Below are 26,695 nucleotides of genomic sequence, written 5' to 3'. Positions count from 1 at the left end.
CCGGCGCCGCCCCCGCTCCGTCGCGGTCCTCAGATCTTGCCGCGGTTGTCGCGCAGGTGCTCCGCGACGGGCCGCAGCGACTCCCGCAGGGCCGCCAGCGCCTCCGGGGGCAGCAGGTCGATGAAGTGCTCCCGCACCGATGCCACGTGGTGCGGGGCGACCTTGCGCATGGTGTCCATGCCCTCGTCCGTGAGCACGGCGTACAGGCCGCGCCGGTCGGACTCGCAGTTCACCCGGCGCACCAGGCCCGCCGTCTCCATGCGGGTGATCTGGTGGGACAGCCGGCTCTTGGACTGCAGCGTGGCCGTGGCCAGATCGCTCATGCGCATCCGGTGGCCGTCCGATTCCGAGAGGTTCACGAGGATCTCGTAATCGTTGTTGGTGAGTCCGAAGGGCTGGAGATCCTTTTCCAGCTGGTGCATCAGCAGTCTGCTGACGTCCAGGTGGGTGCGCCAGGCGCACTGTTCGGCGTCGGTCAGCCAGCGGGTGGCCGTCTCGGTCTCGATGGTCTCCATGAAAGAACTCTACCTAAGAAGTTGAATTACGTACAAAGATGGCATGATCTGCGGAGCCCGCGGGAGGCGCGGAGTCCGCGGGGCGCACGGGGTCTCACAGGCCGAGCCGCCGCTGGATGTCACCCAGCTGCCCCGGCATCCGCGGCACGCCCAGCTGCCCCAGCGGGCCCTGGCCGGCCCCCGGAACGCCCTGGGCCTCGCCCGTGGCCGCTCCGGCGCCCACCGCGCCGACCGACTGCTCGGCCATCAGCGTCTCCGACGACTGGAGCAGGACCGTCCCCGCGCCGACGAACTCGAACTGGTGCTCCTCGCCCGAGGTGCCGCCGAGGCCGGTGAGCGAGCGCAGACCGCCCATCACGCCCGTCATGTAGCCGTGGTCGTAGTGGTGGCACGGCGAGGGGCAGTCCGCCCAGCCGACGAGCGCCTGCGGGTCCACGCGCAGCGGCGGCTCCATGAAGACCACCGGCCCGTTGGACGCGGCCACGAACTTCCCGGTTCCGATCAGCGTCAGGAATCCCGGGACGATCGACTGCTTGAGGGCGAGCGTGGGCTGGTAGGCCAGCAGGTTCCCCGACCGGATGGTCAGGTTGCCGTCGTCCAGGTCGTACGAGTTCACGTCGAAGGCCCGGTCGGCCAGCAGCATCTTGCCCTGCCCCTCGGCCACCACCCAGTCGCTGGCGTGCAGCGGCGAGTGGAAGCTGGTGCGCAGCAGCCGGTCGAAGCGGCCGTTGCCGATGCCGTTGAACTCGATGCGCCCGTAGTAGGCGATCATCTTGCCCTTCTGCAGGAACCACTGGCTCCCCTTGAGCTCCACGCAGAAGGTGTACGCGTTCACGTTGTCGTCGGAGGGCAGGCTGTACGGGTCGAAGACCGTCGGGCCACCCGGTACGCCGGGTCCGCCCGTCACGGGACCGAAGTTCACAGTTTTTCCTCCGAGGCCTGTACGAAGACGGCGCCCTGGCCCGACAGCTCCAGCTGGAACGCCTCGCCCGAACCGCGGCCGACCATGTCCCGCCAGCCCAGCGCGGCGGACAGCTTGTTCCTGACGTCCCCGTGGTGGGCCACGTACGCCTGCGGGTCGACGTGCACCGGACGGCCGGGGGTGATGGGGAGCTCGATGACCCCGCCGTGGGCCATCACGGCGACCGAGCCGTGGCCCTTGAGGGTGGTGGTGAACAGGCCCTGGCCGGTCACCTGGCCCCGCACCATGCCCATGACCCCGCCCTGCGAGCCCATGAACATGGTGCCCTGCTGGAGGGTGCCGTCGAAGGCGAGCAGCCGGTCGGCCTCGACGTAGAGCGTCTCGCCGGTCAGGCTGATCACCTGGATGTGGTGGCCGCCGTGGCCGAACATCACGGTGCCGCTGCCCTCGACGCTCATCAGCGGGGTCTGCTCGTTGGCCACGCGGCGCCCGATCATGCCCATCACCCCGCCCTGGCCGCCGGTCAGGCTGGGCGTGAAGGAGACCTCGCCGCGGTAGGCGAGCATCGCCCCCCGCTGGCTGTACGTCTTCTGCCCCGGGACGACCTGGGCCTCGACCATCTTCGAGTTGATCTCGCGGAACGGCATCAGAGGTCGCCCCCGAGGGTGTTGCGCTCGCTGGGCTGCACGTACACCAGGCCCTCGCCCTCGAAGCGGATCTGGAACGCCTCCCCGGAGCCCTCGCCGATCAGGGTGCGGAAGGTCACCCCGGACTGGAAGGACTGCTGGAGGTTCCCGGTGTGCGCGATGTACGCGCCCGGGTCGACGGAAAGGGGGTACTGGGCGCTGACGCGCAGCACGACCGCCGGGCCGTCGGACATGACCGCCGCCTGGCCCGAGCCCTCGACGGTCGTCGTGAAGAGCCCGTTGCCGGTACTCGCGCCGCGCAGGCCGGTGAAGCTCGTGCCGGTGCGCAGCCCGGCGTCGGTGCACAGCAGGTTGCTGGACTCGACGTAGAGCTTCTCGCCGCGCAGATTGACCAGATTGATCTCACTCGCGCGGTCCGCGAAGTAGCAGGTGCCGTGCCCCTGTACTTCCATCACCGTCATCTGCTCGCCGGTCAGCCGGCGGGTCACCATGCCGCGGAGGCCTTCGCCGCCGCCTGTCATCTTCTTGAAGGCCATCTGGCCGTCGTACGCGACCATGGCGCCGTTCTTCGCTTTCACGGCGTCACCGGTCAGGTCGACGGCGAGCACCTTGCTGCCTTGGAGTCGGAACTGAGCCACGGAGACGAAGGTATCGGCAGCGGGCGGGCCCGAACAGGGCCCAGTGGCCGATATGCGCCACACTTCCGGTGTGCGGGACCCGGGAGAAGATCGGCCGGGGCGGCTGAGACACTGGGGAAGACCCCGGCCGCCACTCCCGAAGGTTCCACGTGGACATCAAGACCGCTTCCGCCCTGCACCGGCTGCGCCTCATCTCCGTCCCGGAGGCGCTGTCGTTCCCGGCCCTGCTGATCTTCGGCTCGCTGCTCAGCCGGATCTCGGACGTCGACTACCTGATGATGCCGCTCGGCATCCTGCACGGGATCCTGTTCGTGACCTACGCGGTCTTCCTGCTCGACGTGTGGAACAAGGCGAAGTGGCCGCTCAAGAAGGTGGCCCTGTTCTTCCTGCTGGCGCTGCTGCCCTTCGGCGGCCTGTACGGGGACAGGCTGCTCAAGCGCGACGAGGCCGACAGCGTCATCGCGGCCCGCGCGCGCGAGGCGGCCCAGGCATGATCATCGCGTTCTCGGTGACCCCGCTGGGGGTCGGTGAAGAGGTCGGCGAGTACGTCGCCGACGCGGTGCGCGTCGTACGGGAGTCGGGGCTGGCGAACCGCACCGACGCGATGTTCACGACGGTGGAAGGCGAGTGGGACGAGGTGATGGACGTCGTCAAGCGCGCGGTGGCCGCCGTCGAGGCACGGGCGCCCCGGGTCTCCTTCATCCTCAAGGCCGACATCCGTCCCGGCGTCCACGACGGGATGACCTCGAAGGTGGAGACGGTGGAACGCCACCTCGCGCAGGACTGATCGCCGCTCGCCCCGGTTGACGAAGAGCGCCCCCGACCGCCCCGGCCGGGGGCGCTCTCGCGCTCCGGGGCTACGGGGTACCGCCGGCCGCCAGCGCGATGGCCAGGGGAGTGCGTTCGTAGAGGACCTGGCGGCCGTGGCGGGCGGGGATCAGCAGGCCCGCCGCCCGCAGGGCCTTCAGGTGGGCCGAGACCGTCGAGGGTGCCAGGCCCAGGCGGTCGGCGAGGACCGTGGTCGAGGCCGGCTCGTGCAGCGCGCACAGTACCTCCGCCCGGGCCCGCCCCAGCAGCCCGGCCAGCGCGCGGGGCGCCGGCCCGGGGGAGGCGGTCCACAGCGCGCCGATGCCCCGGGCCGGGTACACCAGCGTGGGCTGCCACGGGGGGTCGTACCCGCCGATCACCTCGGGCCAGACGAAGGCGCTCGGCATCAGCAGGAGGCCCTGGCCGCCGAGTCCGCGGTCGTGGTGGCTCGGGCGGTCGACGGTGAGGGTGCTCGTGTCGCCGTGCCAGCGCAGGTCGGGGTGGAGACCGTCGAAGAGGGCTTCGAGACCGCCCGCCGCCAGCCGCCGGGAGTGGAACAGGACGTCCGCCTCCAGCAGGGCCCGCAGCCGCGGCCAGTGCGGGGCGACCAGGGCGTGCCAGGCGGCCTCCGTCAGGTCGGCCAGCTCGGCCACCGCCCGCGCGGGGTCCGCCAGCATGCGCCGGCCGAGGGGGCTCTCCAGGGCGCCCGGGGTGCAGGCGAGGGACCGGCGGAGGTCGTCGTGGGCTGCCTCCGGGTCGTCGGCGGCCACGCGGACCCGGTCCAGTTCCTCCTCGAACGTCACCGACGGGCCGAGCGGGGGCGGGCTCAGCAGGTCCGGGTGGTGCCCCTTGCGCGGCATCAGCAGCCATAGCGGCCGCAGGTCCAACTCGGCCGCGGCGGCACGGATGCGGCGCAGCCAGGGCAGGTGGTACGCCTGCCGGTCCGGGCGCAGCAGGACGCGGACGGCCTCCTGCGTCTCCCAGCGCGGGGACATCCCGAACCGGCAGCGCAACAGATCGGCGGCCCCGAACCGGAAGTGATACCCCACGCCGCGCCGCCCCCTCTGGCCCCGGATTCGTCCCACCCCGAATTTCTGTCCCGCACCCTAGCCCCCACCCCAGGCTGACCTCATGCCTCCCCACCCCGAACAACCCTCCGGGGCCCCGGCCCCGCTCCCAGCGCTGGACTCCACCCCCGATCCTGCTCCGGCCCCGACCGCAGGCTCCGCGCCGGGCTTCGCGCCCGATTCCCGGCCGGGCTCCGCGCCCGATCCTGCTCCCGCCCCGACCGCAGGCCCGACCCCGGGCTCCCCGCCGGGCCCCGCGCCGGGCTCTGTGCGCGGCCCCGCGCCAGGCGCCATGTCGGGTTCCGCGCCAGGGCCGGTTCGGGGGCCCGGCCCGAGCTTGGACCCCGGCCCCCCGGCCGCCGCCGCGCCGGGCTCGGTCCCGGCCGCTTCGGCCCCGGGCTCGTCCCCGGCCCGCGCCCCTGAACCTGACGTGGGGTTCGTCGCGGGCCGCGACCCGGTCCCCGGCGCGGGGTATCGGGGGTTGTTCCGGGTGGGGGAGTTCCGGGTCGTGTTCGGGGCGCATCTGCTGTCCCTGCTCGGGGTCGTCGTCGCCGAGATCGCGCTCACCGTGCTCGTCTACCGCGCCACCGGCTCCGCCCTGATGAGCGCGCTCACCTTCGCCCTCGGCTTCCTCCCTTACGCCCTCGGCGGCACCCTGCTCGCCGGGCTCGCCGACCGGTACCCCGCCCGGCGGCTCCTCGTCGGCTGCGATCTGCTCTGCGCCGCCTGCGCCGCGGCCATGGTCTGGCCCGGGACCCCGGTCGCCGGGATCCTCGTACTGCGCTGCGCCATGGCCTTCGTCGCCCCGCTGTTCCAGGGGGCCCGCAGCGCCTCCCTCGCCGACATCCTCGGGCCGGGCGAGGCCTTCGTACTCGGCCGCTCACTCCTGCGCATGGTCTCCCAGAGCGCCCAGCTCGTCGGCTTCGGCCTCGGCGGACTCCTGCTGGCCTTCCTCGCCCCGCGCGGGGCCATCGCCCTCACCGCGGCCGGCTTCCTCACCTCCGCGCTGCTGCTGCGCCTCGGCACCCGCGACCGCCCCGCCCGTGCCGCCACCACCCCCCGCGGCCCGCTCCGCGGCGGGCTCCGCGCCGTCCTCGGCGACCGCCGGCTGCGGGCGCTCACCCTGCTGTGCTGGCTCCCGCCCGCCTTCGCCGTCGTACCGGAGGCGCTCCTGACCCCCTACGCCGACGGCATCGGCGCCGGCACCACCACCCTCGGGGTGCTGATGTGCGCGCTCCCCGTCGGCACCATCGCGGGGGAACTGTGGGCCGGTTCCCTCCTCACCGCCCGCACGCGCGCCCGGCTCACCGCCCCGCTGGCCGCCGTCGCCCTGCTGCCGCTGCTCGCGTACGCCGTCCGGCCCGGCGCCCCCGCCGTCCTCGCGGCGCTCCTCCTCTCCGGGCTCGCGCACGCGTACGGACTCGACCTCGACCGGAGGTACGTGGCCGCCGTCCCCGACGAACTGCGCGGCCGGGCGATGACCCTGCTCAGCACCGGCCTGATGACCTTCCAGGGCGTCGGCATGGCCCTCGCCGGGGCCGCCGCCGAGGCTTTTCCGGCGTACGCCGTGGTCACCGGGGCCGCGGTGCTCGGTACCGGTGTCGTCCTGTTCCTTCTCGCCGGGCTGCGTGCCGCGGAGCCCCCGCGCGCGGGGCGGTGTGCCGTGCGCTTCGCGCGCCCCGGGCCGAGTGGTGAGACGGGGATGTCCGCCAAATGACCGCCCGGTAGGGTCTGGTGGATGCCCAAGCCGCTCAGCCTTCCCTTCGACCCCATCGCCCGCGCCGACGAGCTCTGGCGGCAGCGCTGGGGGCCCGTCCCCTCCATGGCGGCGATCACCTCGATCATGCGCGCCCACCAGATCCTCCTGGCCGAGGTCGACGCGGTGGTCAAGCCGTACGGACTCACGTTCGCGCGGTACGAGGCGCTCGTGCTGCTCACCTTCTCCCAGGCGGGAGAGCTGCCGATGTCGAAGATCGGCGAGCGCCTGATGGTCCACCCGACCTCGGTGACGAACACCGTCGACCGGCTGGTGAAGTCCGGCCTGGTGGCCAAGCGCCCGAACCCCCAGGACGGCCGCGGCACGCTCGCCTCCATCACGCCGAGGGGCCGCGAGGTCGTCGAGGCGGCGACCAAGGACCTGATGGGCATCGACTTCGGGCTGGGCGCCTACGACGCCGAGGAGTGCGCGGAGATCTTCGCGCTGCTGCGCCCGCTGCGCGTGGCGGCCGCCGACTTCGAGGAGAAGTAGCGGGGAAGCGGGAGGGGCGCGGGGCGGGGGCCGCGTCAAGATCGCGCAAAACGGACGGTTAGGCTCGACGCCATGAAACGAAGCGTGCTGACCCGCTACCGCGTCATGGCCTACGTGACCGCGGTCATGCTCCTGATCCTCTGTGCCTGCATGGTGGCGAAGTACGGCTTCGACACCGGCGCCGACCTGACCCTCGCGGTCTCGCAGGTCCACGGCGTGCTCTTCATGATCTACCTGGTCTTCGCCTTCGACCTCGGCTCCAAGGCGAAGTGGCCCTTCGGCAAGCTGCTGTGGGTCCTCGTGTCGGGCACCATCCCGCTCGCCGCCTTCTTCGTCGAGCGCAAGGTCCGCGCCGAGGTCGAGCCGCTGGTCACGGACGGTCTCGCCACCGCGAAGGCCTGACGCACACCCCGGGGAGTGAACTTCCCCGGGGTTTCTCATCGACATTTACTTGGACGTCCTAGTAAATTCGATGGTATGGACGCTGACGCGATCGAGGAGGGCCGCCGTCGCTGGCAGGCCCGGTACGACAAGGCCCGCAAGCGCGAGGCCGACTTCTCCACGCTCTCCGGAGACCCCGTCGATCCCGTCTACGGGCCCCGCCCCGGTGACACGTACGAGGGCTTCGAGCGCATCGGCTGGCCCGGCGAGTACCCGTACACCCGGGGCCTGCACGCCACCGGCTACCGCGGCCGGACCTGGACCATCCGCCAGTTCGCCGGCTTCGGCAACGCCGAGCAGACGAACGAGCGCTACAAGATGATCCTCGCCGCCGGCGGCGGCGGCCTCTCGGTGGCCTTCGACATGCCCACCCTCATGGGCCGGGACTCCGACGACCCCCGCTCGCTCGGCGAGGTCGGCCACTGCGGGGTCGCCATCGACTCCGCCGCCGACATGGAGGTCCTCTTCAAGGACATCCCGCTCGGCGACGTCACCACCTCCATGACCATCTCCGGTCCCGCCGTACCCGCCTTCTGCATGTACCTGGTCGCCGCCGAACGGCAGGGCGCCGACCCGGCCGCCCTCAACGGCACGCTCCAGACCGACATCTTCAAGGAGTACATCGCCCAGAAGGAGTGGCTCTTCGAGCCCGAGCCGCACCTGCGCCTCATCGGCGACCTCATGGAGTACTGCGCGCACGGCATCCCCGCCTACAAGCCGCTCTCCGTCTCCGGCTACCACATCCGCGAGGCCGGGGCGACGGCCGCGCAGGAGCTCGCGTACACCCTCGCCGACGGCTTCGGCTACGTCGAGCTCGGCCTCTCCCGCGGCCTCGACGTCGACCACTTCGCCTCCGGCCTCTCCTTCTTCTTCGACGCGCACCTCGACTTCTTCGAGGAGATCGCCAAGTTCCGCGCCGCCCGCCGCATCTGGGCCCGCTGGATGAAGGAGGTCTACGGGGCGAAGTCCGACAAGGCCATGTGGCTGCGCTTCCACACCCAGACGGCCGGGGTCTCCCTCACCGCCCAGCAGCCGTACAACAACGTGGTCCGCACCGCCGTCGAAGCCCTCGCGGCCGTCCTCGGCGGCACCAACTCGCTGCACACCAACGCCCTCGACGAGACCCTGGCCCTGCCCAGCGAGCAGGCCGCCGAGATCGCGCTGCGCACGCAGCAGGTGCTGATGGAGGAGACCGGCGTCGCCAACGTCGCCGACCCGCTCGGCGGTTCCTGGTACGTCGAGCAGCTCACCGACCGCATCGAGGCCGACGCGGAGAAGATCTTCGAGCAGATCAGGGAGCGCGGCCTGCGCGCCCACCCGGACGGCCGGCACCCCATCGGGCCGATCACCTCCGGCATCCTGCGCGGCATCGAGGACGGCTGGTTCACCGGAGAGATCGCCGAGTCGGCCTTCCAGTACCAGCGCGCCCTGGAGAAGGGCGACAAGCGGGTCGTCGGCGTCAACGTCCACCACGGCTCCGTCACCGGCGACCTGGAGATCCTGCGGGTCAGCCACGAGGTGGAGCGCGTACAGGTGCGGGAGCTGGCCGCGCGCAAGGAGCGCCGCGACGGCGCGAAGGTGAAGGCCGCCCTCGCGGACATGCTGGCCGCCGCCCGCGACGGCTCGAACATGATCCCGGCCATGCTGGACGCCGTCCGGGCCGAGGCCACGATGGGGGAGATCTGCGACGTGCTGCGCGAGGAGTGGGGCACGTACACCGAGCCGCCCGGCTTCTGACCCCCCCAGTGCACGCGTGCGGGGCGCCGGCTCAGGCGGAGCCGGCGCCCCGCAGGCCGTGCATCAGCAGCGCGGTGAAGGCGGACACCCACAGCTCGTCCACGGGCTCGGAGCTCACCAGGGCGCGGTGCACCACCGTGCCCGCGATCACGTCGAAGATCAGGTCCGTGGCGAGGCCGGCGAGGGCCTCGTCCTCCTCGTACGGAAGTTCGCCGCGGGCCTGGGCGCGCTCGCGGCCCAGTACGACGAGACGTTTCTGCCGGTCCACGATCGCCGACCGGATCCGGCCCCGCAGCGCCTGGTCCCGGGTGGACTCGGCGACCACCGCCATGAGGGCCGTACGGGCCTCGGGGCGCCGCAGCAGCTCCGCGAACTGCAGGACCACGTACTCGATGTCCGCTTCGAGGGAGCCCCGGTCCGGGAGCTCCAGCGCGTCGAACAGCTCCGCGACCGCGTCCACGACCAGCTCGCTCTTGCCCGCCCAGCGCCGGTACAGGGTGGTCTTGGCGACGCCCGCCCGGGCGGAGACGTCCCCCATGGTCAGCTTCGACCAGCCCAGCTCCACCAGCGCGTCCCGGGTCGCCGCCAGGATCGCGGCGTCCGCCGCCGCGCTGCGGGGACGGCCGGTACGGCCGGGCGGGGGGCTGGTGCGGGGGCTGGGGTTGCGCATGGCCGAGACCATACCCGTCGGTAGCCAGGGCGTCGGGGGGCCGTCCGGTGTGGTTCAGATCACGGGGCGCCGACGGCCGGGGGGAGTTACGCTACGGCTCGTAGCGTAAGAGCGACAACCACGCGAAGGCTACTGGCGCCAGGTGGGGACCCGGCGCCGCCGCACCATCGCACGACCACGGTCAGGATCGCGATTCACCACCGCGGTTCACGACCCATGCACGAGCACGATGCACGACCACAATGCACGAGCACGACGCATGAGCACGATTAACGGGACGATCTTTCGGGATCCTTTTCGTCCGCGCGCGCACACGGGGGAGGATGTACGCATGCAGCCCAGAAACATGTCCATGAGCGGCGTCGTCGACCTCGCCGCGGTGAAGGCGGCCGGCGAAGCCAAGGCGAAGGCCGAGCAGGCGCGCGCGCAGGCGTCCCGGCAGGACGGCGCCGCCGCGGGCGGTGTGCCCGGCAGCGCCGTGCCGCCGTCCGCCCTTGTGATCGACGTCGACGAGGCCGGCTTCGAAGCCGACGTCCTCCAGCTCTCCAACGAGGTCCCGGTCGTCCTCGACTTCTGGGCCGAGTGGTGTGAGCCGTGCAAGCAGCTCAGCCCGCTCCTGGAGCGGCTGACCGTCGAGGCGAACGGCCGTGTCGTCCTCGCGAAGATCGACGTCGACGCCAATCAGACGCTGATGCAGCAGTTCGGCATCCAGGGCATCCCGGCCGTCTTCGCCGTGGTCGCCGGCCAGGTGCTGCCGCTGTTCCAGGGAGCCGTCCCCGAGCAGCAGATCCGCGAGACCCTGGCCCAGCTGGTCCAGGTGGCGGAGGAGCGCTTCGGCCTCATCGGTCTCCAGGTGGATCCCGGCGCCGAGGGCGCCGCCCCCGCCGGGCACGCCCCGGAGCCGGCCGGCCCGTACGACGCCCTGCTGGAGGCGGCGGTCGTCGCGCTGGACGCGGGTGACCTGGGCGGAGCCGTCCAGGCGTACCAGAACGTACTGGCCGACGACCCGGCCAACACCGAGGCGAAGCTGGGCCTGGCCCAGGCCGAGCTGCTGACCCGGGTGCAGCACTTGGACCCGCAGGCAGTGCGCGCCGAGGCGGCCGCGAACCCGAAGGACCCGGCCGCGCAGATGGCCGCGGCCGACCTGGACCTGGCGGGCGGGCACGTGGCCGACGCCTTCGGGCGCCTGGTGGACACCGTCCGGGTGACCTTCGGTGACGAGCGGAACGCCGTACGGGTCAGGCTGCTGGAGCTGTTCGAGGTCATCGGCGCGGACGACCCCCGGGTGACGGCGGCCCGCACGGCCCTGGCGCGCGTGCTCTTCTAGGCGCTTTCCTTCTGCTCCCCGGCACGTCCCGGGCTCGCCCCGGGCGCTCGCGCGGTGCCGGAGCGCACCGGCGATTTGTTGACACGGAGATAAACAGCGGCCGCGCTTTACCAAAACTTGGTAATCGCGGCCGCTGTTACTCGCAGTAAGTCGAACCCCGTGATCTGTCCGGTTGGTTCGCTCTTCCACCGATCTGTCGTGGCCCAGGGTGACACCCTGTGTGGCCGCTCGACGGCGCCGGGTCGCACTCCGGTTATCCAGCCGTTACCCGCCAGTAACGAACCCCCTTGTGCCCCGGCCGGGAATGGACCACGATCGGCGACGCTCGGTCCTTCCCGCGGAGCCGCTCATCCGGAGCCGCGGTGCGGGGTCCCCACCGAGCCGGCCGGTGGCGGTGCCTTCGGCCGTGGGACAGGGGGGTCTCCGCCACACCCGGCGGAGCCTGTCCTCCAGGTTGCGCGAACGCGTGGCCCAGTGGTTGTCGCTCGGGGGTGATCGCCGGTGTACGGGACGTGGCACAGCCATACCCCTTCCTCCTGCGCTCCTTCCCGAGGACGTAGCACTTCTCCCATCCCAGGACGGGCACGGCCCGGACCGGAGATGTACGTCCGAGAAGGAGGAACGATATGAGTTCTCAGGTTCGTGGCGGGACCAGATGGAAGCGCTTCGCGCTCGTCATGGTGCCGAGCATCGCGGCCACGGCCGCGGTCGGTGTGGGTCTGGCGCAGGGTGCCCTCGCGGCGTCCTTCAGCGTCTCCGGCCAGGACTTCAAGGTCTCGGCCGACAAGCTGGACGGCGATGACCTGCTGCAGTACGGCAGCGTCGCCAAGGGCAAGACCGCGGACGGCAAGGGCGACACCGCGCACCCGGTCACCATCTCCGGGTTCCGCCGCGCGGAAATCACCAACATGTGCCAGTCGCTGGTGACGCCCATCCCCGGCATCGGCAACATCACGATGCAGCTGCGGACGGGCAACAAGGGCACGCCGGCCGTCGCGGAGAACATCTACCTGGATGTCGCCGAGCTCGACACCGACGCCAAGTTCACCGATCTGGACATCGGTGTCGCGGTCGGTTCGGCCAAGGACGAGACCCACCCCACCGGGCCGCAGGCCGACACGGTCGCGAGCGGTGGTCTGTTCTCGCAGCGCGCCAAGAAGGCCGTGCTGACGAAGGTGCGCCAGAAGGCCTGGGCGACGACGGCGGGCACCTTCACGTTGCCCGACCTCAAGCTCCGCCTGCTCAGCGGCGACCAGCCGTGCTACCAGGACGAGAAGTAGTCGGTCCCGGTCGAGCGACCGCGGGGACGGGCAGCGCCTGCCGCCCGCCCCCGCGGGCTCCACAGATTTTCCGTACCACCGTTTCCAGGGAGCTGTTGTCCATGAACCCCCAGGCCCCGGTTCGCGCCGCAGACGACGCTTGGTTCACCGTGGTGTACTACCGCTTCCGGGCCTGGCGGGGGGAACGGCCCTTCTGGGCGGGTCTCTTCACCGCCCTCGGCGGCGTTCCGATCGCCTACTTCCCGTACGCGGACCTCCGGCTGGGCAACATCACCATCGCCATGGCGACGACCGCCGGGGCGGGCTCGCTGATCATCGGCATCCTGCTGATCACCCTCGGCATCGCCCTCTGGTTCCAGCAGGCCATGCGGGTGTTCGCCGGTGTCGCGGCGATCCTCCTCGCCCTGGTCTCCCTGCCGGTCTCGAACCTGGGCGGCTTCTTCCTCGGGTTCCTCTTCTCCCTGCTCGGCGGCGCGCTCGCGCTGTCCTGGGCACCGGGGAAGCCGGCGGAGACGGTCCCCGAGGGCCGGGCGGCGGCCGAGGCGCGGGGATTCACCGGCGGTCCCCTGGCCGTCCCGGGCCCCCGTGACACGCAAACGGTCTACGCGACCGAGACGAATGCCCACGCCGATGGCGGGAGGAACAGTGCGGGGTGACGAGACGCAGCGGGGTGTGGCCCCTGGCGCAGAGTCCCGTGAAAGAAAGGGTCCGCGGCACGCGGCGCCCAGGAAGTCGCTGCTGAACAAGCTCCAGATACCCGTCGGCAAGACGATGGCGCTGGCGGCGATGCCGACGGCCGTGCTCGTCGGGATGGGTATGGCTCCGAAGATGGCCCTGGCCGACGACAAGGACATCCCCTTCGCGCCCGGCCCCTGCGTGACGCGTTCCGACGAGCCCTCCGCGTCGGCCTCGCCGTCACCGTCGAAGACCCCTTCACCGAGTACGTCGCCCGGCACCACGCCCTCGCCCGGCGCGAGCGGTTCTCCGAAGCCGGTCACCACGCCCTCGGGCTCCGCCTCCACGAAGACGGACAAGACGGCGGACAAGCCGGCGCCCAAGCCGTCCGCGAGCGCGAGCACCTCACCGTCCCCCGCTCCCTCGGCTTCCGCTTCGGCTGCGGCGGGCAAGACCGCCAACCCCCTCGACCCGCTGGGCGTGGGCGACGCCCTGAAGGGCCTCGTCGACGCACTCGGCAGGCCGCTCAAGGACGCGCAGAAGCCGGCCACCCCGGCGACGCCCGCGCCCACCCCGAGCGGCGCGGCCAAGACCGCCGACCCGGCGGCGGACGCGATCCGTGAGGCGGCGAAGAAGGCGGGCGTCGACGTCAAGGAACTGCCCCAGGCCGTCAAGGACACCGCGACGAAGCCGAAGGACGAGACGGGCAAGAAGGCCGACGGCCCGAAGGCCGACGACGAGACCGACCCCGACGCCTCGCCGTCGCCGTCCCCCTCGACCTCCGCCTCCACGGCCCCGGACGGCAAGCAGCCCTTCCCCTGCCCGACCTACGACGCCAAGGCCCTCGCCGACGCGAAGCTGGAGCCGGGCATCCCGCTCCTGCCGGACGAGCCCTGGTACCTCGACAGCTCGGTGCTGACCCTCTACGGCCTGGACTACGAGGGCATCGTCGAGGTGAAGACGGCGGGCGGCAAGATCAAGAAGGTCCTGAAGTTCACGGCGGACGCCTTGGACATCAAGGACCTGTACCAGACGGTCGGCACCGGCAACACCGTCGCCCACCTGAAGTCCCGCCCGGGCTCCACGTCCAAGATCCAGGACGCCAAGGTGACGATGTACACGGAGAGCCTCAAGGGCAACCTGTTCGGGCTCATCCCGATCGAGTTCACCCCGAACAGCCCGCCGCCCCTGAACGTCCCCTTCGCGTTCTTCACGAACGTCAAGGTCGTCCAGGCCGGCCAGTTCGGCGGCAACCTCACGGTCCCCGGCCTGAAGACGTACATCGGCCCGGCGGAGAAGTAGTCCGGTACCCCGTACACGGTGAAGCTCCCGGCAGCGCGTGCGCTGCCGGGAGCTTCGTCGTTCCCAGTCGCTACGGGGTCCAGACGCAGGTGCGGACGCGGCCGAGCGGCCCCGCCTGCCGCTCCTGCTCCGCGAGCCAGCGTTCGTAGGCCCCGGCGCCCTGGAGCCGGATGCCCCAGTGGTAGCCGGGGTCGACGAAGAGCCGTTCCCCGTACTCGAACTCGAACTCGACGCACCGCACCGTGCCGGTCGTCGGATCCGACTCGGCGTTCAGGGCGTAGCGAGCCGCCGAGACGGACTGCTCGTGAGAGTCGCCGAGGTAGTGGTCGCCCCAGGCGCCGAGTGCGAACTCCTCGTCGGTCCCGTCGAGCTCCGGGGGGAGCGCGGGTCCGGTGACCATGCGCAGGGACAGCTGTCCGTGATTGCCGAGAGATTCCAGCCGCAGCAGGCCGCCGTCCTGCACGGCCAGGTACACGCTGCTGCTCAGCGGCGCGAACCGGGGAGCAGGGGCGTGGTCACGGTCGATGTACCCGGGGACCTGGACGTCCCAGACCCGGACGGTGCGCAAGGGCGCGAACACCTTCTCGTACGGATCCGATGTGTTCGTCACTGGGCCCTCGAAACCCACTGCAGACCGGTGATCATTCCGGAGCCGTCCTCGAGCAGGGTGTAGAAGCTTCCGTCCAGCCTCAGGATCAGCGTAAGGCCGTCCCCCTGGAAGACGTAGCCGGCGGGCTCGTTCACCTTGATCGTCGCGATTCCCTTGAACTTCCAGTGGCCCTCGGTGATGCGGCTGAGCATGTCGTCGAGAAGCTCCGCACCCTCGTCTTCCTTCCACTTGGGGTACTTCTTGCCGAGCAGGCGTTCCATGTAGACGCGCTTGCGCGTCCAGTGGTCCTTCCACTTGTTGCCACCAGGCGTGATTTTGGTGATGCACGGCGGCACTGTGGGATCGTCCGCGGCCATCGCGGTGCGGGCCCCCTTGTCCGCGGACGGGGAAAGGGAAGCGCGCGCGCTGCTCTTGGCCCCCGGGACGAGGCACTGCGGGACCTTGTGGCCGTTTTTGCGGACCTTCTCGATCAGGTTCTTCAGACGCTTGACGGAGCGCGCGCCTGCTTCTGCGGCGTCGAAGAACTTGGCGACGCGCGTGACCACCTTGTAGATGGCCTCGATCACGTCGCCGACCTTCTTGAGCGGGATGAGGTTGCTGGCCACGTCGAAGAGGGCCCACAGGCAGCTTTCGACCTCGCGCGTCGCGAAGCAGGCCTTGATGTTGTCCAGACCCAGCATCGCGATGAGGATGTCGGCGCCGTTCGCCTTGATCCAGTCGACAATGCTCGCTCCGACGGCGGCGAGAGCGGCGCGGTACTCGTCCACGCACTGCTGGCCGCACTCGGCTCGAAGAATCGCTTCGTCGTCGGGCCCGAGAGCCGCGCCCACCTGTGCGGCGTCGGCGATACCGGTGTTACCGGCCTGCATGGCCCGCTTGCGGTCCTCTTCCTGCTCTTTGCGCTCCTGCTCCTCGGCCCGGTCGGCGGCGGCGTCAGCGTCCTTGGCCGCTTGGTTGGCGTTGGTGGCCGCGGTCTCGGCCCGGGTGGCCCAGCCCTCGGAGTTGGTTGCGGCGGTGTTCGCCGCGTTCGCGTCGCGCGTGGCCGTGTCGGCGGACGCGTGGGCGTTCGAGGCGCTCTTCTCGGCTTCGGTGGCCTCGTTGTTCGCGGCGGTCGCTTCGTTCGTGGCATCTTGCGCCGCGGACTTGGCGGTGAGCGCTTCGCCGCCCGCGCGGGTGCTGTACTCCTTCGTCTTCGTGTCCGCCGTCTTCGCGGCGTCGGCGGCGCGTGCCGCCTCGGCGGCGGAGGCGCGGGCCGCGACCATGGACGTGAGGGCGGCCGCTGCGTCGGCCGCTGCCGCTGCCGACGCCTGTGCGGCGAGCTTGGCATCGCCCGAGGCCTTGTCGGCCAGTGCCTTGGCGTCGGCTGAGGCCTTCGTCGCCTCCTTGGCCTTGGTGGCGGCGGCTGATGCCTGCTGCTCGGAGAGGGTCTTCGAGGTCTGCCCGACCAGGACCGCGAAGGCGGCCGCCGCATCGGTTTCCCGGAAGGGGGTGCCCGCAGCGATGGCGGTGTTGGCCGGCTTGACCACTTCGGCGGCCGAGTCACGGGCCGCCATGGCGGCCTGCGCGGTGGCGAAGGCGTGTCCGGCGGTCACTGCGGACCAGGCCGCGGTCTTGGCGGACTCGGTCCGGGCGGCGCCGGCCTCCGAGCTCGCCTTGATGGCGGCCGTCTGTGCCTTCTTGGCCTCGGTCTCGGCCTTGGTGGCGTTGCCGGCGGCCGCTTCGGCGGCATCGATGGCGTCGGCCGCGGCGGCGTGCGAGGTCGCTGCCGCGGAGAAGCTGGTTTCCCAGGCGGCCCACGCCTTGTCGGCCGCGCTGTTGGCGCGTTCCGCCGCTGCCGTCGAGCGGGTCGCGGCGGCACGTGCGTCCACCGCTGCGGTGCTCGCGTCGTCGGCGGCCTTGTGCGCGGCGGTTGCGGCGGTTGCCGCCTCGTTGGCTGCGGTACGGGCGGCGGTGGCCGCCTCCCGCGTGGCGGTCGCGGCCTCGGTGCCGACCTTTGCCGCGGCTGCGGCCTCGAGTGAGGCCGCCCGGGCTGCGGTGGCCTGCTTCTGGCGTTCGGCTTCGGCCGCCCTGTCCCGGGCCTCGACGGCCCGTCGTTCGGCGTCCTCCGCCTTCTCCATTCCGTCCCAGGCCGCCCCGGAGGCTCCCTGGGCGGCGAATCGCGCGGTTGACGCCGTCTTCTGCTCGGCCGCAGCGCGCTTCTCGGCTTCCTGGGCCTTGCTGCGTGCCGCTGCCGCCTTGCTCCGTTCCGCCGTGGCGGTGGCCTTCTCCCTCTCCGCCTTCTCCCGCTCCGTCTTGGCCGTGTCGGCCGCCTTGCGGGCGGTCTCCTGCGCGGCCTCGGCGGTGGCCTGGGCCGCCTTTGCCTTGGTGGCGTTGTCCGCGGCTTCCTTCGCCTGGGCCGCTGCCGAGGTCGCGGCGGCCTTGGCCTGGGCGGCGGCCTCCTGGGCGGCGATGCGGCGGAACTCCGTGTTCACCGCGTGCGACTGGGTCTGGGCCAGGGCATAGAGGGTCTTGCTGTCCGCGACGGTCGCCTTCGCGGCGTTCGACGCGGTCAGGGCGGCCTTGGACGCCGCCTCGGCGGCCGCGGCCGAGGCCTTGGCCACCTGCACCGACTGCTGGGCGAACAGCAGGCCGCGCCCGCGCGGGGTCTTGGCCGCGTCCGCGATGGCCCACGCCGTGTTCTGGGCGGTGCCGGCCTTGTCCGAGGCGGTCTTGGCGGCCGTCGACGCGGCCGCGGCGAGCTTCACCTGGTCGGCCGCCCGGGTCCGGGCCGCCGCCAGGTCCTTCGTCGCCTGGGTGAACACGGCGGCGGCGGGCCGGTTGGACGCGTCGGCGGGCTGGCCCGCCCAGTACTTCTGCCAGGTCAGGATCTGGTCGGCGAGCCATGCCTGGCCGAGGGACTCGATCATGGCCTCGGTGGCCTTGCGGGCCTCCGTGGCGGCGCTGACCTCGGCGTTGACGATCTCGTTGCGCGCGGTGGTCTGGGCGGCGTACTCCTGCTCCCACTCCACGTGCGCCGTCACGACGATCGGGGACATGACCCGGTAGAAGTCGATCGGGTTGCGGCTGTCACAGGCGCCCCAGGCGGCCTTGAGGGCCTCGACCTCAAGACGGAACTCGACCGAGTCCTCGGCCGGCGCCTGCTTCATGTAGCCGCCGAGCCGCAGGTAGCGGGCGATGTCGCTGGCGGTGGCGGAGCCGTAGTTGTACTCGGCCTTCTCCGCGTCGCCCAGCAGGGAGTCGGTGACGAAGTCCAGGTCGAGATCCTGGCCCTTGAGCTGGGCGGCCAGTTCCCTCGCCTTGTCGGCGGCGGCCTTGGTGGCCGGAGCGTGGCCGTCTTCGCCGAGCCGGTAGTACAGGTTCCGCAGGTCGTAGGTGAAGGCGACGATGTCCTTGTCGAACTCGGGGGCGTACCGCGCGACCCCACCGCGGTCCCCGGTTTCCCAGTAGACCTTGTTCGACGCCTGCCACCGGTCCCGCCGGTCACTCGACGCGAGGAAGGAGCCCTCGTAGGCGTCCCGGTCCCTGAGCATCGCCTGGCGCAGCGGGTCCATGCCCATGACCGGATCGGTGGCCGCGGCGAGCTCGGCCGGGGTGCCGGTCAGGGCCTTGGCCGCCGCCTTCTTCAATTCCGGGCCGCCGACGTGCAGGGCGAAACCGCCCGCGCAGCGGTCCATGCGGGCATCGGTGCCCAGGCTGATCGGCCGGTACGCCGGCTCGTCGTCCGGCGGTATCTCCACCGCCGACGCCGGTGCGGCGCCGATGAGGCCGGCCAGCAGGGCGGCGCTGGTGGCGAGGGCGGTGCCGGCGAGGCCGCGGCGTACGGCGGCCCGGATGGCCGGGCTCCTCCCCCTCAAAAGGGTCGATCTGGGCACGTGTCTGCCTTTTCCTTGGAGTGCTCGGGCAGCCCGAAGGAAGGCACTTACGTGCGCAAGCGCTGGTCAGGCGCGTGTGGTGAGTGTTCTGCCTTCCCCCAAGGCGTGGCCTGACACTGTCACGATCTTGGTTACCTCCGGTAGCGATTTTCGGCCATCCGTACCGGGAGGTAGAAATCGCACAGGGATCGCACAGGCGGCGCACAGGATCGCGGGCCGCGTCGGACGCACCGAGGGCGGCACCCCGGATCCAGAGGGGATCCGGGGTGCCGCCCTCGGTCTCTGTGCGGCAGAGGTGGGGGTGGCGGGGGGTCAGCCGCGGGGGCTGCCGCCCACGTGGTGGACGCGGACCATGTTGGTCGTGCCGGGGACGCCGGGGGGCGAGCCGGCCGTGATGACCATGGTGTCGCCCTCGTTGTAGCGGGCCAGCTTGTGCAGCTCGCCGTCCACGAGGTCGACCATCGCATCGGTGTTGTCCACGTGCGGGACGACGTAGGACTCGACGCCCCAGCTCAGCGTGAGCTGGTTGCGGGTGTTGACGTCCGTGGTGAAGGCCAGGATCGGCTGGGTCGCGCGGTAGCGCGAGAGCCGGCGGGCCGTGTCCCCGGACTGGGTGAAGGCGATGAGCGCCTTGCCGTCGAGGAAGTCCGCGATCTCGCAGGCCGCGCGGGCGACGGAGCCGCCCTGGGTACGGGGCTTCTTGCCCGGGACCAGCGGCTGGAGGCCCTTGGACAGGAGCTCCTCCTCGGCCGCCGTGACGATCTTCGACATCGTCTTGACGGTCTCGATCGGGTAGGCGCCCACGGAGGACTCCGCCGACAGCATGACCGCGTCGGCCCCGTCCAGGATCGCGTTGGCCACGTCGGAGGCCTCGGCGCGGGTCGGGCGGGAGTTGGTGATCATCGACTCCATCATCTGGGTCGCGACGATCACCGGCTTGGCGTTGCGGCGGCACATCTCGATGAGCCGCTTCTGGACCATCGGGACCTTTTCGAGCGGGTACTCGACGGCGAGGTCACCACGGGCCACCATGACCGCGTCGAAGGCGTCGACCACGGCCGCCATGTTCTCGACGGCCTGCGGCTTCTCCACCTTGGCGATGACGGGGACCCGGCGGCCCTCCTCGTCCATCACCTTGTGGACGTCCTTGACGTCGCCCGCGTCGCGCACGAAGGACAGGGCGACCATGTCGCAGCCCATCCGCAGCGCGAAGCGCAGGTCGTCGACGTCCTTCTCCGACAGGGCGGGGACGTTCACGGCGGCACCCGGCAGGTTGATGCCCTTGTGGTCCGAGATGACACCGCCCTCGATGACGATGGTCTTGACCCGGGGGCCCTCGACCTCGATCACCCGGAGCTCGACGTTGCCGTCGTTGATCAGGATCTGGTCGCCCTTGGCGACATCGCCCGGGAGGCCCTTGTAGGTGGTGCCGCAGATGGACTTGTCGCCCGGGACGTCCTCGGTGGTGATGGTGAACTCGTCACCGCGCACCAGCTCGACGGGGCCCTCGGCGAAGGTCTCCAGGCGGATCTTGGGTCCCTGCAGGTCGGCGAGCACGCCGACCGCGCGCCCGGTGTCCTCGGAGACCTGCCGGACGCGGTCGTACCGCTCCTGGTGTTCTGCCTGGGATCCGTGGCTGAAGTTGAATCGGGCCACGTTCATACCTGCCTCGATGAGCGCTTTCAGCTGCTCATACGAGTCGACGGCGGGGCCCAGCGTGCAGACGATTTTGGAACGGCGCATGGAGCGGATCCTATCGGTTTGTTTCGTAGCGGAATATTCCGTCTGGTGGAAAGTCCAAGTGACTACTGGGTAACCAGCGCGTACGCCTGGGCGGCGATCTCCAGTTCCTCATCCGTCGGGACCACGGCCACCGCCACCCGCGCGTACTGCGCCGAGATCAGCCGGGGCTCGGCGGAGCGCTCCGCGTTGGCCTGGAGGTCCAGCGCCAGGCCCAGCTCCTCCAGACCGGCCACCGCAGCTTCCCGGACCGCGGCCGCGTTCTCGCCGACGCCCGCCGTGAACACCACCGCGTCCACCCGCCCGAGTACCGCCGTATAGGCGCCGATGTACTTCTTCAGACGGTGGACGTACGCGTCCAGCGCGAGCCGCGCCGCCGGGTCGCCCGCGTCGGCGCGCCGCTGCACCTCGCGCATGTCGTTGTCGCCGCACAGACCCAGCAGACCGCTCTTCTTGTTCAGCAGCGAGTCGATCTCGTCGATCGACATCCCGCCGGCCCGGGCCAGGTGGAAGACCACCGCCGGGTCCACATCGCCCGAACGGGTCCCCATGACCAGCCCCTCCAGCGGGGTCAGCCCCATGGACGTCTCCACGCACACCCCGCCCCGGACCGCCGAGGCGGAGGCCCCGTTGCCCAGGTGGAGCACGATCACGTTGACCTCCTCGGCCGGCCTGCCCAGCAGCGCCGCCGTCGCCCGGGAGACGTAGGCGTGCGAGGTGCCATGGAAGCCGTAGCGCCGGACGGCGTACTTGTCGGCGGTCGCCGCGTCGATGGCGTACCGGGCCACGTGCTCCGGCATCGTCGCGTGGAAGGCCGTGTCGAAGACGGCGACCTGCGGGATGTCCGGGCGCAGCGAGCGCGCCACCTCTATGCCGGTCAGGTTCGCCGGGTTGTGCAGCGGGGCCAGCGGGATCAGGCTGCGGATCTCCGCGAGCACCTCGTCGTCTATCACCGTCGGCGCGGTGAACCGGGTCCCGCCGTGCACCACCCGGTGGCCGACCGCGGCCAGCTCGGGGGAGTCCAGGCCCAGGCCGTCGGCGGCCAGCTCCTCGGCCACCGCCCGCAGGGCGGCCCCGTGATCGGCGATCGGGCCGGTCCGCTCGCGCCGGCCGCCCTCGGCGCCCGGACCGGTCAGCGGTTCGTGCGCCAGGCGGGAGGTCTCCTCGCCGATGCGCTCCACCAGGCCGACCGCGAGCCGGGACCGGTCCGCCATGTCGAGGAGCTGGTATTTGACCGACGAGGAGCCGGAGTTGAGGACGAGTACGCGCGATGCGGTCACGGATGCGGTGCCTTCTCGTGGGGATGGGGGTGGGGAATCAGGCGGTGGGGGCGGCGGCGTCCCCCGGGCGGGGGGCCTGCGCCTGGATCGCGGTGATCGCCACGGTGGTGACGATGTCCTGGACCAGCGCCCCGCGGGAGAGGTCGTTGACCGGCTTGCGCAGACCCTGGAGCACCGGGCCGACCGCCACGGCGCCCGCCGAGCGCTGGACGGCCTTGTACGTGTTGTTGCCCGTGTTGAGGTCGGGGAAGATCAGCACGCTCGCCCGGCCGGCCACCTCGGAGTCCGGCAGCTTGGTCGCCGCCACCGAGGGCTCCACGGCGGCGTCGTACTGGATCGGTCCCTCGATCAGCAGGTCGGGCCGCTGCGCGCGGACCAGCTCGGTGGCCTTGCGCACCTTGTCCACGTCGGCGCCCGAGCCGGAGGTGCCGGTCGAGTACGAGAGCATCGCGATCCGCGGCTCCACGCCGAAGGCGGCGGCGGTGGCGGCGGACTGGACGGCGATGTCGGCGAGCTGCTCGGCGTCCGGGTCCGGGTTGACCGCGCAGTCCCCGTAGACGAGGACCTTGTCGGCCAGGCACATGAAGAAGACCGAGGAGACGATGGAGGCCTCCGGCTTGGTCTTGATGATCTCGAAGGCCGGGCGGATGGTGGCGGCGGTGGAATGCACCGAACCGGAGACCATGCCGTCGGCGAGGCCCTCCTGGACCATCAGGGTGCCGAAGTAGTTCACGTCGGTGACCACGTCGCCCGCGAGCTCGACGGTCATGCCCTTGTGGGCGCGGGCCTTCGCGTAGTACTCGGCGAACCGTTCCCGCAGCGGGGAGGTGACCGGGTCGATCAGCTGCGCCCCCGAGATGTCGATGCCCAGGTCGGCGGCCTTCTTCAGGATCGCGGGCTCCTCGCCCAGCAGGGTCAGGTCGCAGACCCCGCGCCGGAGCACCACGTCGGCGGCGCGCAGCACCCGCTCCTCGGTGCCCTCGGGCAGCACCACGCGGCGCCGCTCGGAGCGGGCCCGCTCCAGCAGCTCGTGCTCGAACATCATCGGGGTGACCCGCTCGGAGCGGGCGACCGACAGCAGGCCGCGCAGTTCGGCGGTGTCCACGTGCCGCTCGAAGAGGCCGAGCGCGGTCTCCAGCTTGCGCGGGGTCGCGGAGTTCAAACGGCTCTGCAGCGCGAAGAGTTCGGCGGCCGTCGGGAAGCTGTTGCCGGCCACCGACACCACCGGGGTGCCCGGGGCCAGCCGCGAGGCCATCTCCAGGATGTGCGGGGCCGGGCGCTCGTTCAGGGTCAGCAGCACCCCGGCGATCGGCGGGGTGCCCGAGGTGTGCGCGGCCAGCGCCCCGATGACCAGGTCGGAGCGGTCCCCGGGGGTCACGACCAGGCAGCCGGGGGTCAGGGCCTTCAGGAAGTTCGGCAGCATGGCGCCGCCGAAGACGAAGTCGACGGCGTCGCGGGCCAGCCCGGCCTCGTCGCCCAGCAGCACCTCGCCGCCGAGCGCCCCGGTGATCTGGGCGACGGTCGGGGCGGACAGGGACTTGTCGTCCGGCAGCACGTAGCAGGGCACCGGGAGGCGGGCGGCGAGCCGCTCGGCTATGAGGTCGCGGTCCTCGGCGGCCACCCGGTTGACGACCATGGCCACCACGTGGCAGCCGAGGCTCTCGTAGGCGCGGTACGCGTTGCGGGCCTCGGCGCGCACGGCCTCGGCGAGGTGTCTGGTGCCGCCCACGACGGGGACGACGACCGCGCCCAGCTCGTTGGCCAGACGGGCGTTCAGCGCCAGCTCGTCGGGGAGGTTCGTGTCGGCGTAGTCGGTGCCGAGGACCAGCATGACCTCGTAGTCCCGGGCCACCCGGTGGTAGCGGTCGACCAGCCGGGAGACCAGCTCGTCGGTGCCCTTCTCGGCCAGGACCGACGAGGCCTCGTGGTACTCCATGCCGTACGCGGCCGAGGCGTCCTGCTCGATCCGGTAACGGGCCTTGAGCAGGTCGAACAGCCGGTCGGGCCCGTCGTGCAGCAGCGGACGGTAGACACCGACCCGGCCGGTCTGCCGGGTCAGGAGCTCCATGATGCCCAGTTCGACGACCTGGCGGCCGTCCCCCCGCTCGATACCGGTCACGTACACGCTCCGCGTCACGCGTGCTCTCCGTCCATGGGTGCCTGGCAGCCGATTGGCCCAGTTAGGGTGGGCTTGACCTCTTGACAATACCTCTGGGGGTGGGTAGGACGCCCGCCGGAAAAGGGCCCCGTCCGAGGGGGCCGAAAGGCCCTGGAGGCGGAGCGCCGCAGGGAGCGCCTCCCCCGTGGCCCGTGGAACAATCGGACGGGCTTCACCAATACGCCCTTCATATGTACGGCCGTCCGTCCGCGCGCGTACGGCCCGGTACGACCAGGAGCAGGAGACACAGCACGATGCGTATCGGAGTTCTCACCGCAGGCGGCGACTGTCCCGGCCTCAACGCTGTCATCCGGTCGGTCGTACACCGGGCCCTGGTCGGGCACGGGGACGAGGTCATCGGTTTCGAAGACGGCTTCAAGGGCCTCCTCGACGGCCACTACCGGCCGCTCGACATCAACGCCGTCAGCGGCATCCTGGCCCGCGGCGGCACCATCCTCGGCTCGGCCCGCATGGAGCGCGCCCGCCTCAGCGAGGCCGCCGAGAACGCCGCGGAGCTCGCCGAGCGCTACGGCCTCGACGCCCTCATCCCGATCGGCGGCGAGGGCACCCTGACGGCCGCCCGGATGCTGTCCGACGCCGGGATGCCGGTGGTGGGCGTCCCGAAGACCATCGACAACGACATCTCCTCCACCGACCGCACCTTCGGCTTCGACACCGCCGTCATGGTCGCCACCGAGGCCATCGACCGCCTGAAGACCACCGCCGAATCGCACCAGCGCGTGATGGTCGTCGAGGTCATGGGCCGCCACGCGGGCTGGATCGCCCTGGAGTCGGGCATGGCCGGCGGTGCGCACGGCATCTGCCTGCCGGAGCGCCCCTTCGAGGTGGACGCCCTGGTGAAGATGGTGGAGGAGCGCTTCGCCCGCGGCAAGAAGTTCGCCGTCGTCTGCGTCGCCGAGGGCGCCCACCCGGCGGCGGGCTCCATGCCGTACGAGAAGGGCGAGATCGACCAGTACGGTCACGAGCGCTTCGCCGGGATCGGCAACCGCCTCGCCGTCGAGCTGGAGCGGCGCCTGGGCAAGGAGGCCCGCCCGGTCATCCTCGGCCACGTCCAGCGCGGCGGCACCCCGACCGCCTACGACCGCGTCCTCGCGACCCGCTTCGGCTGGCACGCGGTGGAGGCCGTCCACCGCGGCGACTTCGGCAACATGACCGCCCTGCGGGGCACCGACATCGTGATGGCCCCCCTCGCCCACGCCGTCACCGAGCTGAAGACCGTGCCGGACCACCGCATGTACGAGGCCGAGTCCGTCTTCTGACGGGCCCGTCCGGCCCGTCGTCCGGCCGGAAAGAACGGTCCGGGCGGGGCCGGAGGTCCCGCCCCGCCGGGACCTCCGGCCCCCCTTCGCCGCCGGACGGCCTATCCCACACCGCCGGCCAGAGCCCAGAAGCGCTCCACGATCTCCGCGAGGAACTCCCGGCCCGCGTCCCCGGTCCCGGCCGCGCCCTGGGCGGCGCCCCAGCTCAGGGTGGCCACCATCCGCGACTGGTAGTCGTGGTAGAGGTGCTCCAGTACCCGTTCCAGATGGGCCTTGGGCACCGGCAGCAGCTTCGCCATCGGTTTCACGTACGCCTGCCAGCGGGTGGTCACCGCGCTGCGCAGCAGTCCGGCGAGCTCCTCCTCCTTGCCGGTCGCCGTCACGAACTGGGCGAGGCTCAGGCCGAGCACCGAGGCGAGGGCGGCCGACTGGCGTTCGTTGCCCTTCCAGCGCCCGGTGTCCTCCATCTTCTGGTACGAGGCCCCGTCCAGGCCGACCCGGCGGGCCAGGTCCTCCGGGTCGAGGCCCCGGGCCAGGCGGTGTTCGCGCAGGGTGACGGGCTCGGCGAGCAGTTCGCCGGGGGAGCACCAGAGCACGCCGGCGAGCGCCGTGAGTTCGGCGGAGGTGGGGGACAGTTCGCCCCGTTCCCAGGCCATCACGGTTTCGGGCGCGACGAGCAGTCCGTACTGGGCCCGCAGGCCATAGGCGACATGACCGGGAGCCATGCCCAGGGCAGCACGCAGACGACGCGCGGCGGGGGCATTGAATGGTGGGCTGGAGTGCACAGGGCACACCGTAGGAGTGGCTGAGCCGTATCGACTACCAACCAATCAAACAAGCTCATAACTCGTAGGAAAGTCCTAGTGAGTTCGCCGGTTTGGCCGGGTTTCTCTGCGACTGTCCGGTAATCGGATGAGCGATTGATCCTTCCTCAGCGTACGGATCCAGCCACTCCCTTTCAGGCGTCTCCCGATACCGGCCCCGTGATCCCCGTCACAGACCCCGGCGCGGGAGGCCTTGCCTTCACGCCGACGTCAAGGATTACGGTCGCACCATGCGCATCGGCGAACTGGCGAAGCGGGCCGGGACCAGCACACGGGCCCTCAGGTACTACGAGTCCCGCGGGCTGCTGGCCGCCCGGCGGACCGGCAACGGCTACCGGGACTACGACGAGGACGACCTGCGGCTGCTGCGGCAGATCCGCACCCTCCAGGACTTCGGCTTCGACCTGGAGGAGACCCGCCCCTTCGTCGACTGCCTGCGCGCCGGCCACCCGGCCGGAGACGCCTGCCCGGCGTCCCTGGCCGTCTACCGCCGCAAGCTCGCCGAGCTCGACGGCCTCATCGGCCAGCTCACCGGCGTACGGGGACAGGTCGCCCGGCAGCTGGCCGCCGCCGTGGAGCTCGCCGCCCCGGCCGGCGGGGAGCCGCCCGCGCCGCGCTGCGAGATGACCGGCTGATCCGCACCACCCACCACCAC

Annotated in this window: 24 protein-coding genes; 12 read left to right on the top strand and 12 right to left on the bottom strand. The window is 71.5% G+C overall.

Annotated features, from left to right (window positions below; translation table 11 throughout):
* Positions 1-29 precede the first annotated feature (29 nt).
* From ACZ6ZT_RS08650 to ACZ6ZT_RS08635, 4 genes are all read right to left on the bottom strand, one after another.
* Complete coding sequence (locus tag ACZ6ZT_RS08650) at positions 30-506, bottom strand: MarR family winged helix-turn-helix transcriptional regulator (protein WP_469717294.1); 477 nt, start codon at positions 504-506, stop codon at positions 30-32.
* 103 nt (positions 507-609) lie between these two features.
* Positions 610-1,437 carry an AIM24 family protein gene (locus ACZ6ZT_RS08645; RefSeq protein WP_469716835.1) on the bottom strand — a complete coding sequence of 276 codons (828 nt, stop codon included), beginning with the start codon at positions 1,435-1,437 and terminating at the stop codon, positions 610-612.
* Positions 1,434-2,084 carry an AIM24 family protein gene (locus tag ACZ6ZT_RS08640; RefSeq protein WP_469716833.1) on the bottom strand — a complete coding sequence of 217 codons (651 nt, stop codon included), beginning with the start codon at positions 2,082-2,084 and terminating at the stop codon, positions 1,434-1,436. The genes ACZ6ZT_RS08645 and ACZ6ZT_RS08640 overlap by 4 nt, the downstream gene beginning before the upstream one ends.
* The gene (locus ACZ6ZT_RS08635) at positions 2,084-2,722 is read right to left on the bottom strand and encodes an AIM24 family protein (RefSeq protein ID WP_469716831.1); all 639 of its coding nucleotides are present in this window, start codon (positions 2,720-2,722) and stop codon (positions 2,084-2,086) included. Before ACZ6ZT_RS08635 ends, ACZ6ZT_RS08640 begins: the two co-directional genes overlap by 1 nt.
* A gap of 149 nt (positions 2,723-2,871) precedes the next feature.
* Here ACZ6ZT_RS08635 and ACZ6ZT_RS08630 point away from each other — a divergent pair, with 149 nt between their 5' ends.
* Together ACZ6ZT_RS08630 and ACZ6ZT_RS08625 are read left to right on the top strand one after the other, a co-directional pair.
* A complete protein-coding gene (locus tag ACZ6ZT_RS08630; RefSeq protein WP_469716829.1) occupies positions 2,872-3,216 on the top strand; it encodes a DUF3817 domain-containing protein in 345 nt (114 codons plus the stop codon).
* Positions 3,213-3,509 carry an MTH1187 family thiamine-binding protein gene (locus ACZ6ZT_RS08625; RefSeq protein ID WP_469716827.1) on the top strand — a complete coding sequence of 99 codons (297 nt, stop codon included), beginning with the start codon at positions 3,213-3,215 and terminating at the stop codon, positions 3,507-3,509. Before ACZ6ZT_RS08630 ends, ACZ6ZT_RS08625 begins: the two co-directional genes overlap by 4 nt.
* 70 nt (positions 3,510-3,579) lie before the next feature.
* Here the strand turns inward: ACZ6ZT_RS08625 and ACZ6ZT_RS08620 are convergent, their stop codons facing one another.
* A complete protein-coding gene (locus tag ACZ6ZT_RS08620) occupies positions 3,580-4,578 on the bottom strand; it encodes an ArsR/SmtB family transcription factor (protein ID WP_469716825.1) in 999 nt (332 codons plus the stop codon).
* 310 nt (positions 4,579-4,888) lie between these two features.
* Here ACZ6ZT_RS08620 and ACZ6ZT_RS08615 point away from each other — a divergent pair, with 310 nt between their 5' ends.
* From ACZ6ZT_RS08615 to ACZ6ZT_RS08600, 4 genes are all read left to right on the top strand, one after another.
* A complete protein-coding gene (locus ACZ6ZT_RS08615; protein WP_469716824.1) occupies positions 4,889-6,313 on the top strand; it encodes an MFS transporter in 1,425 nt (474 codons plus the stop codon).
* A gap of 21 nt (positions 6,314-6,334) precedes the next feature.
* Complete coding sequence (locus ACZ6ZT_RS08610; protein WP_469716823.1) at positions 6,335-6,844, top strand: MarR family winged helix-turn-helix transcriptional regulator; 510 nt, start codon at positions 6,335-6,337, stop codon at positions 6,842-6,844.
* 72 nt (positions 6,845-6,916) lie between these two features.
* Positions 6,917-7,246, top strand: coding sequence for a DUF3817 domain-containing protein (locus tag ACZ6ZT_RS08605; protein ID WP_469716822.1), 330 nt, complete (start codon positions 6,917-6,919; stop codon positions 7,244-7,246).
* A 75-nt stretch (positions 7,247-7,321) separates the two neighbouring features.
* Positions 7,322-9,022 carry an acyl-CoA mutase large subunit family protein gene (locus ACZ6ZT_RS08600; protein ID WP_469716820.1) on the top strand — a complete coding sequence of 567 codons (1,701 nt, stop codon included), beginning with the start codon at positions 7,322-7,324 and terminating at the stop codon, positions 9,020-9,022.
* A 31-nt stretch (positions 9,023-9,053) separates the two neighbouring features.
* Here the strand turns inward: ACZ6ZT_RS08600 and ACZ6ZT_RS08595 are convergent, their stop codons facing one another.
* A complete protein-coding gene (locus tag ACZ6ZT_RS08595; RefSeq protein WP_469716819.1) occupies positions 9,054-9,692 on the bottom strand; it encodes a TetR/AcrR family transcriptional regulator in 639 nt (212 codons plus the stop codon).
* Between the two features lie 331 nt (positions 9,693-10,023).
* Between ACZ6ZT_RS08595 and ACZ6ZT_RS08590 the strand changes: the two genes are divergently transcribed.
* The 4 genes from ACZ6ZT_RS08590 to ACZ6ZT_RS08575 all read left to right on the top strand — a co-directional run bounded on the left by ACZ6ZT_RS08590 (position 10,024) and on the right by ACZ6ZT_RS08575 (position 14,276).
* Complete coding sequence (locus ACZ6ZT_RS08590) at positions 10,024-11,019, top strand: tetratricopeptide repeat protein (RefSeq protein WP_469716817.1); 996 nt, start codon at positions 10,024-10,026, stop codon at positions 11,017-11,019.
* Between the two features lie 626 nt (positions 11,020-11,645).
* Positions 11,646-12,299 carry a DUF6230 family protein gene (locus ACZ6ZT_RS08585; protein WP_469716815.1) on the top strand — a complete coding sequence of 218 codons (654 nt, stop codon included), beginning with the start codon at positions 11,646-11,648 and terminating at the stop codon, positions 12,297-12,299.
* 101 nt (positions 12,300-12,400) lie between these two features.
* A complete protein-coding gene (locus tag ACZ6ZT_RS08580) occupies positions 12,401-12,955 on the top strand; it encodes a DUF6114 domain-containing protein (protein WP_469716813.1) in 555 nt (184 codons plus the stop codon).
* Positions 12,945-14,276 (top strand): hypothetical protein, encoded by a 1,332-nt coding sequence (locus ACZ6ZT_RS08575; RefSeq protein WP_469716811.1) that lies wholly within the window; start codon positions 12,945-12,947, stop codon positions 14,274-14,276. The genes ACZ6ZT_RS08580 and ACZ6ZT_RS08575 overlap by 11 nt, the downstream gene beginning before the upstream one ends.
* Before the next feature lie 70 nt (positions 14,277-14,346).
* Here the strand turns inward: ACZ6ZT_RS08575 and ACZ6ZT_RS08570 are convergent, their stop codons facing one another.
* The 5 genes from ACZ6ZT_RS08570 to pta all read right to left on the bottom strand — a co-directional run bounded on the left by ACZ6ZT_RS08570 (position 14,347) and on the right by pta (position 23,915).
* Entirely contained in the window at positions 14,347-14,886 is a 540-nt protein-coding gene (locus tag ACZ6ZT_RS08570) for a hypothetical protein (protein WP_469716809.1), read from the bottom strand.
* Positions 14,883-18,758, bottom strand: a complete 3,876-nt coding sequence (locus ACZ6ZT_RS08565) for a hypothetical protein (RefSeq protein WP_469716807.1) — start codon at positions 18,756-18,758, stop codon at positions 14,883-14,885. Before ACZ6ZT_RS08565 ends, ACZ6ZT_RS08570 begins: the two co-directional genes overlap by 4 nt.
* Before the next feature lie 312 nt (positions 18,759-19,070).
* Positions 19,071-20,501, bottom strand: a complete 1,431-nt coding sequence (gene pyk / locus ACZ6ZT_RS08560) for a pyruvate kinase (protein ID WP_469716805.1) — start codon at positions 20,499-20,501, stop codon at positions 19,071-19,073.
* A gap of 62 nt (positions 20,502-20,563) precedes the next feature.
* Positions 20,564-21,778, bottom strand: coding sequence for an acetate kinase (locus ACZ6ZT_RS08555; RefSeq protein ID WP_469716803.1), 1,215 nt, complete (start codon positions 21,776-21,778; stop codon positions 20,564-20,566).
* 37 nt (positions 21,779-21,815) lie between these two features.
* Positions 21,816-23,915 (bottom strand): phosphate acetyltransferase, encoded by a 2,100-nt coding sequence (gene pta, locus ACZ6ZT_RS08550; protein WP_469716801.1) that lies wholly within the window; start codon positions 23,913-23,915, stop codon positions 21,816-21,818.
* Between the two features lie 275 nt (positions 23,916-24,190).
* Here pta and ACZ6ZT_RS08545 point away from each other — a divergent pair, with 275 nt between their 5' ends.
* Positions 24,191-25,216 (top strand): ATP-dependent 6-phosphofructokinase, encoded by a 1,026-nt coding sequence (locus tag ACZ6ZT_RS08545; RefSeq protein ID WP_469716799.1) that lies wholly within the window; start codon positions 24,191-24,193, stop codon positions 25,214-25,216.
* Positions 25,217-25,317: 101 nt separating this feature from the next.
* Here the strand turns inward: ACZ6ZT_RS08545 and ACZ6ZT_RS08540 are convergent, their stop codons facing one another.
* The gene (locus tag ACZ6ZT_RS08540) at positions 25,318-25,941 is read right to left on the bottom strand and encodes a helix-turn-helix domain-containing protein (protein ID WP_469716797.1); all 624 of its coding nucleotides are present in this window, start codon (positions 25,939-25,941) and stop codon (positions 25,318-25,320) included.
* Between the two features lie 329 nt (positions 25,942-26,270).
* Here ACZ6ZT_RS08540 and ACZ6ZT_RS08535 point away from each other — a divergent pair, with 329 nt between their 5' ends.
* On the top strand, positions 26,271-26,675 hold the full coding sequence (locus ACZ6ZT_RS08535) for a MerR family transcriptional regulator (RefSeq protein WP_469716795.1): 405 nt from the start codon (positions 26,271-26,273) through the stop codon (positions 26,673-26,675).
* Positions 26,676-26,695: the final 20 nt, after the last annotated feature.

Source organism: Streptomyces sp. NPDC102258, assembly GCF_055584685.1.
This window is presented reverse-complemented; position numbering and strand designations above follow the sequence as displayed.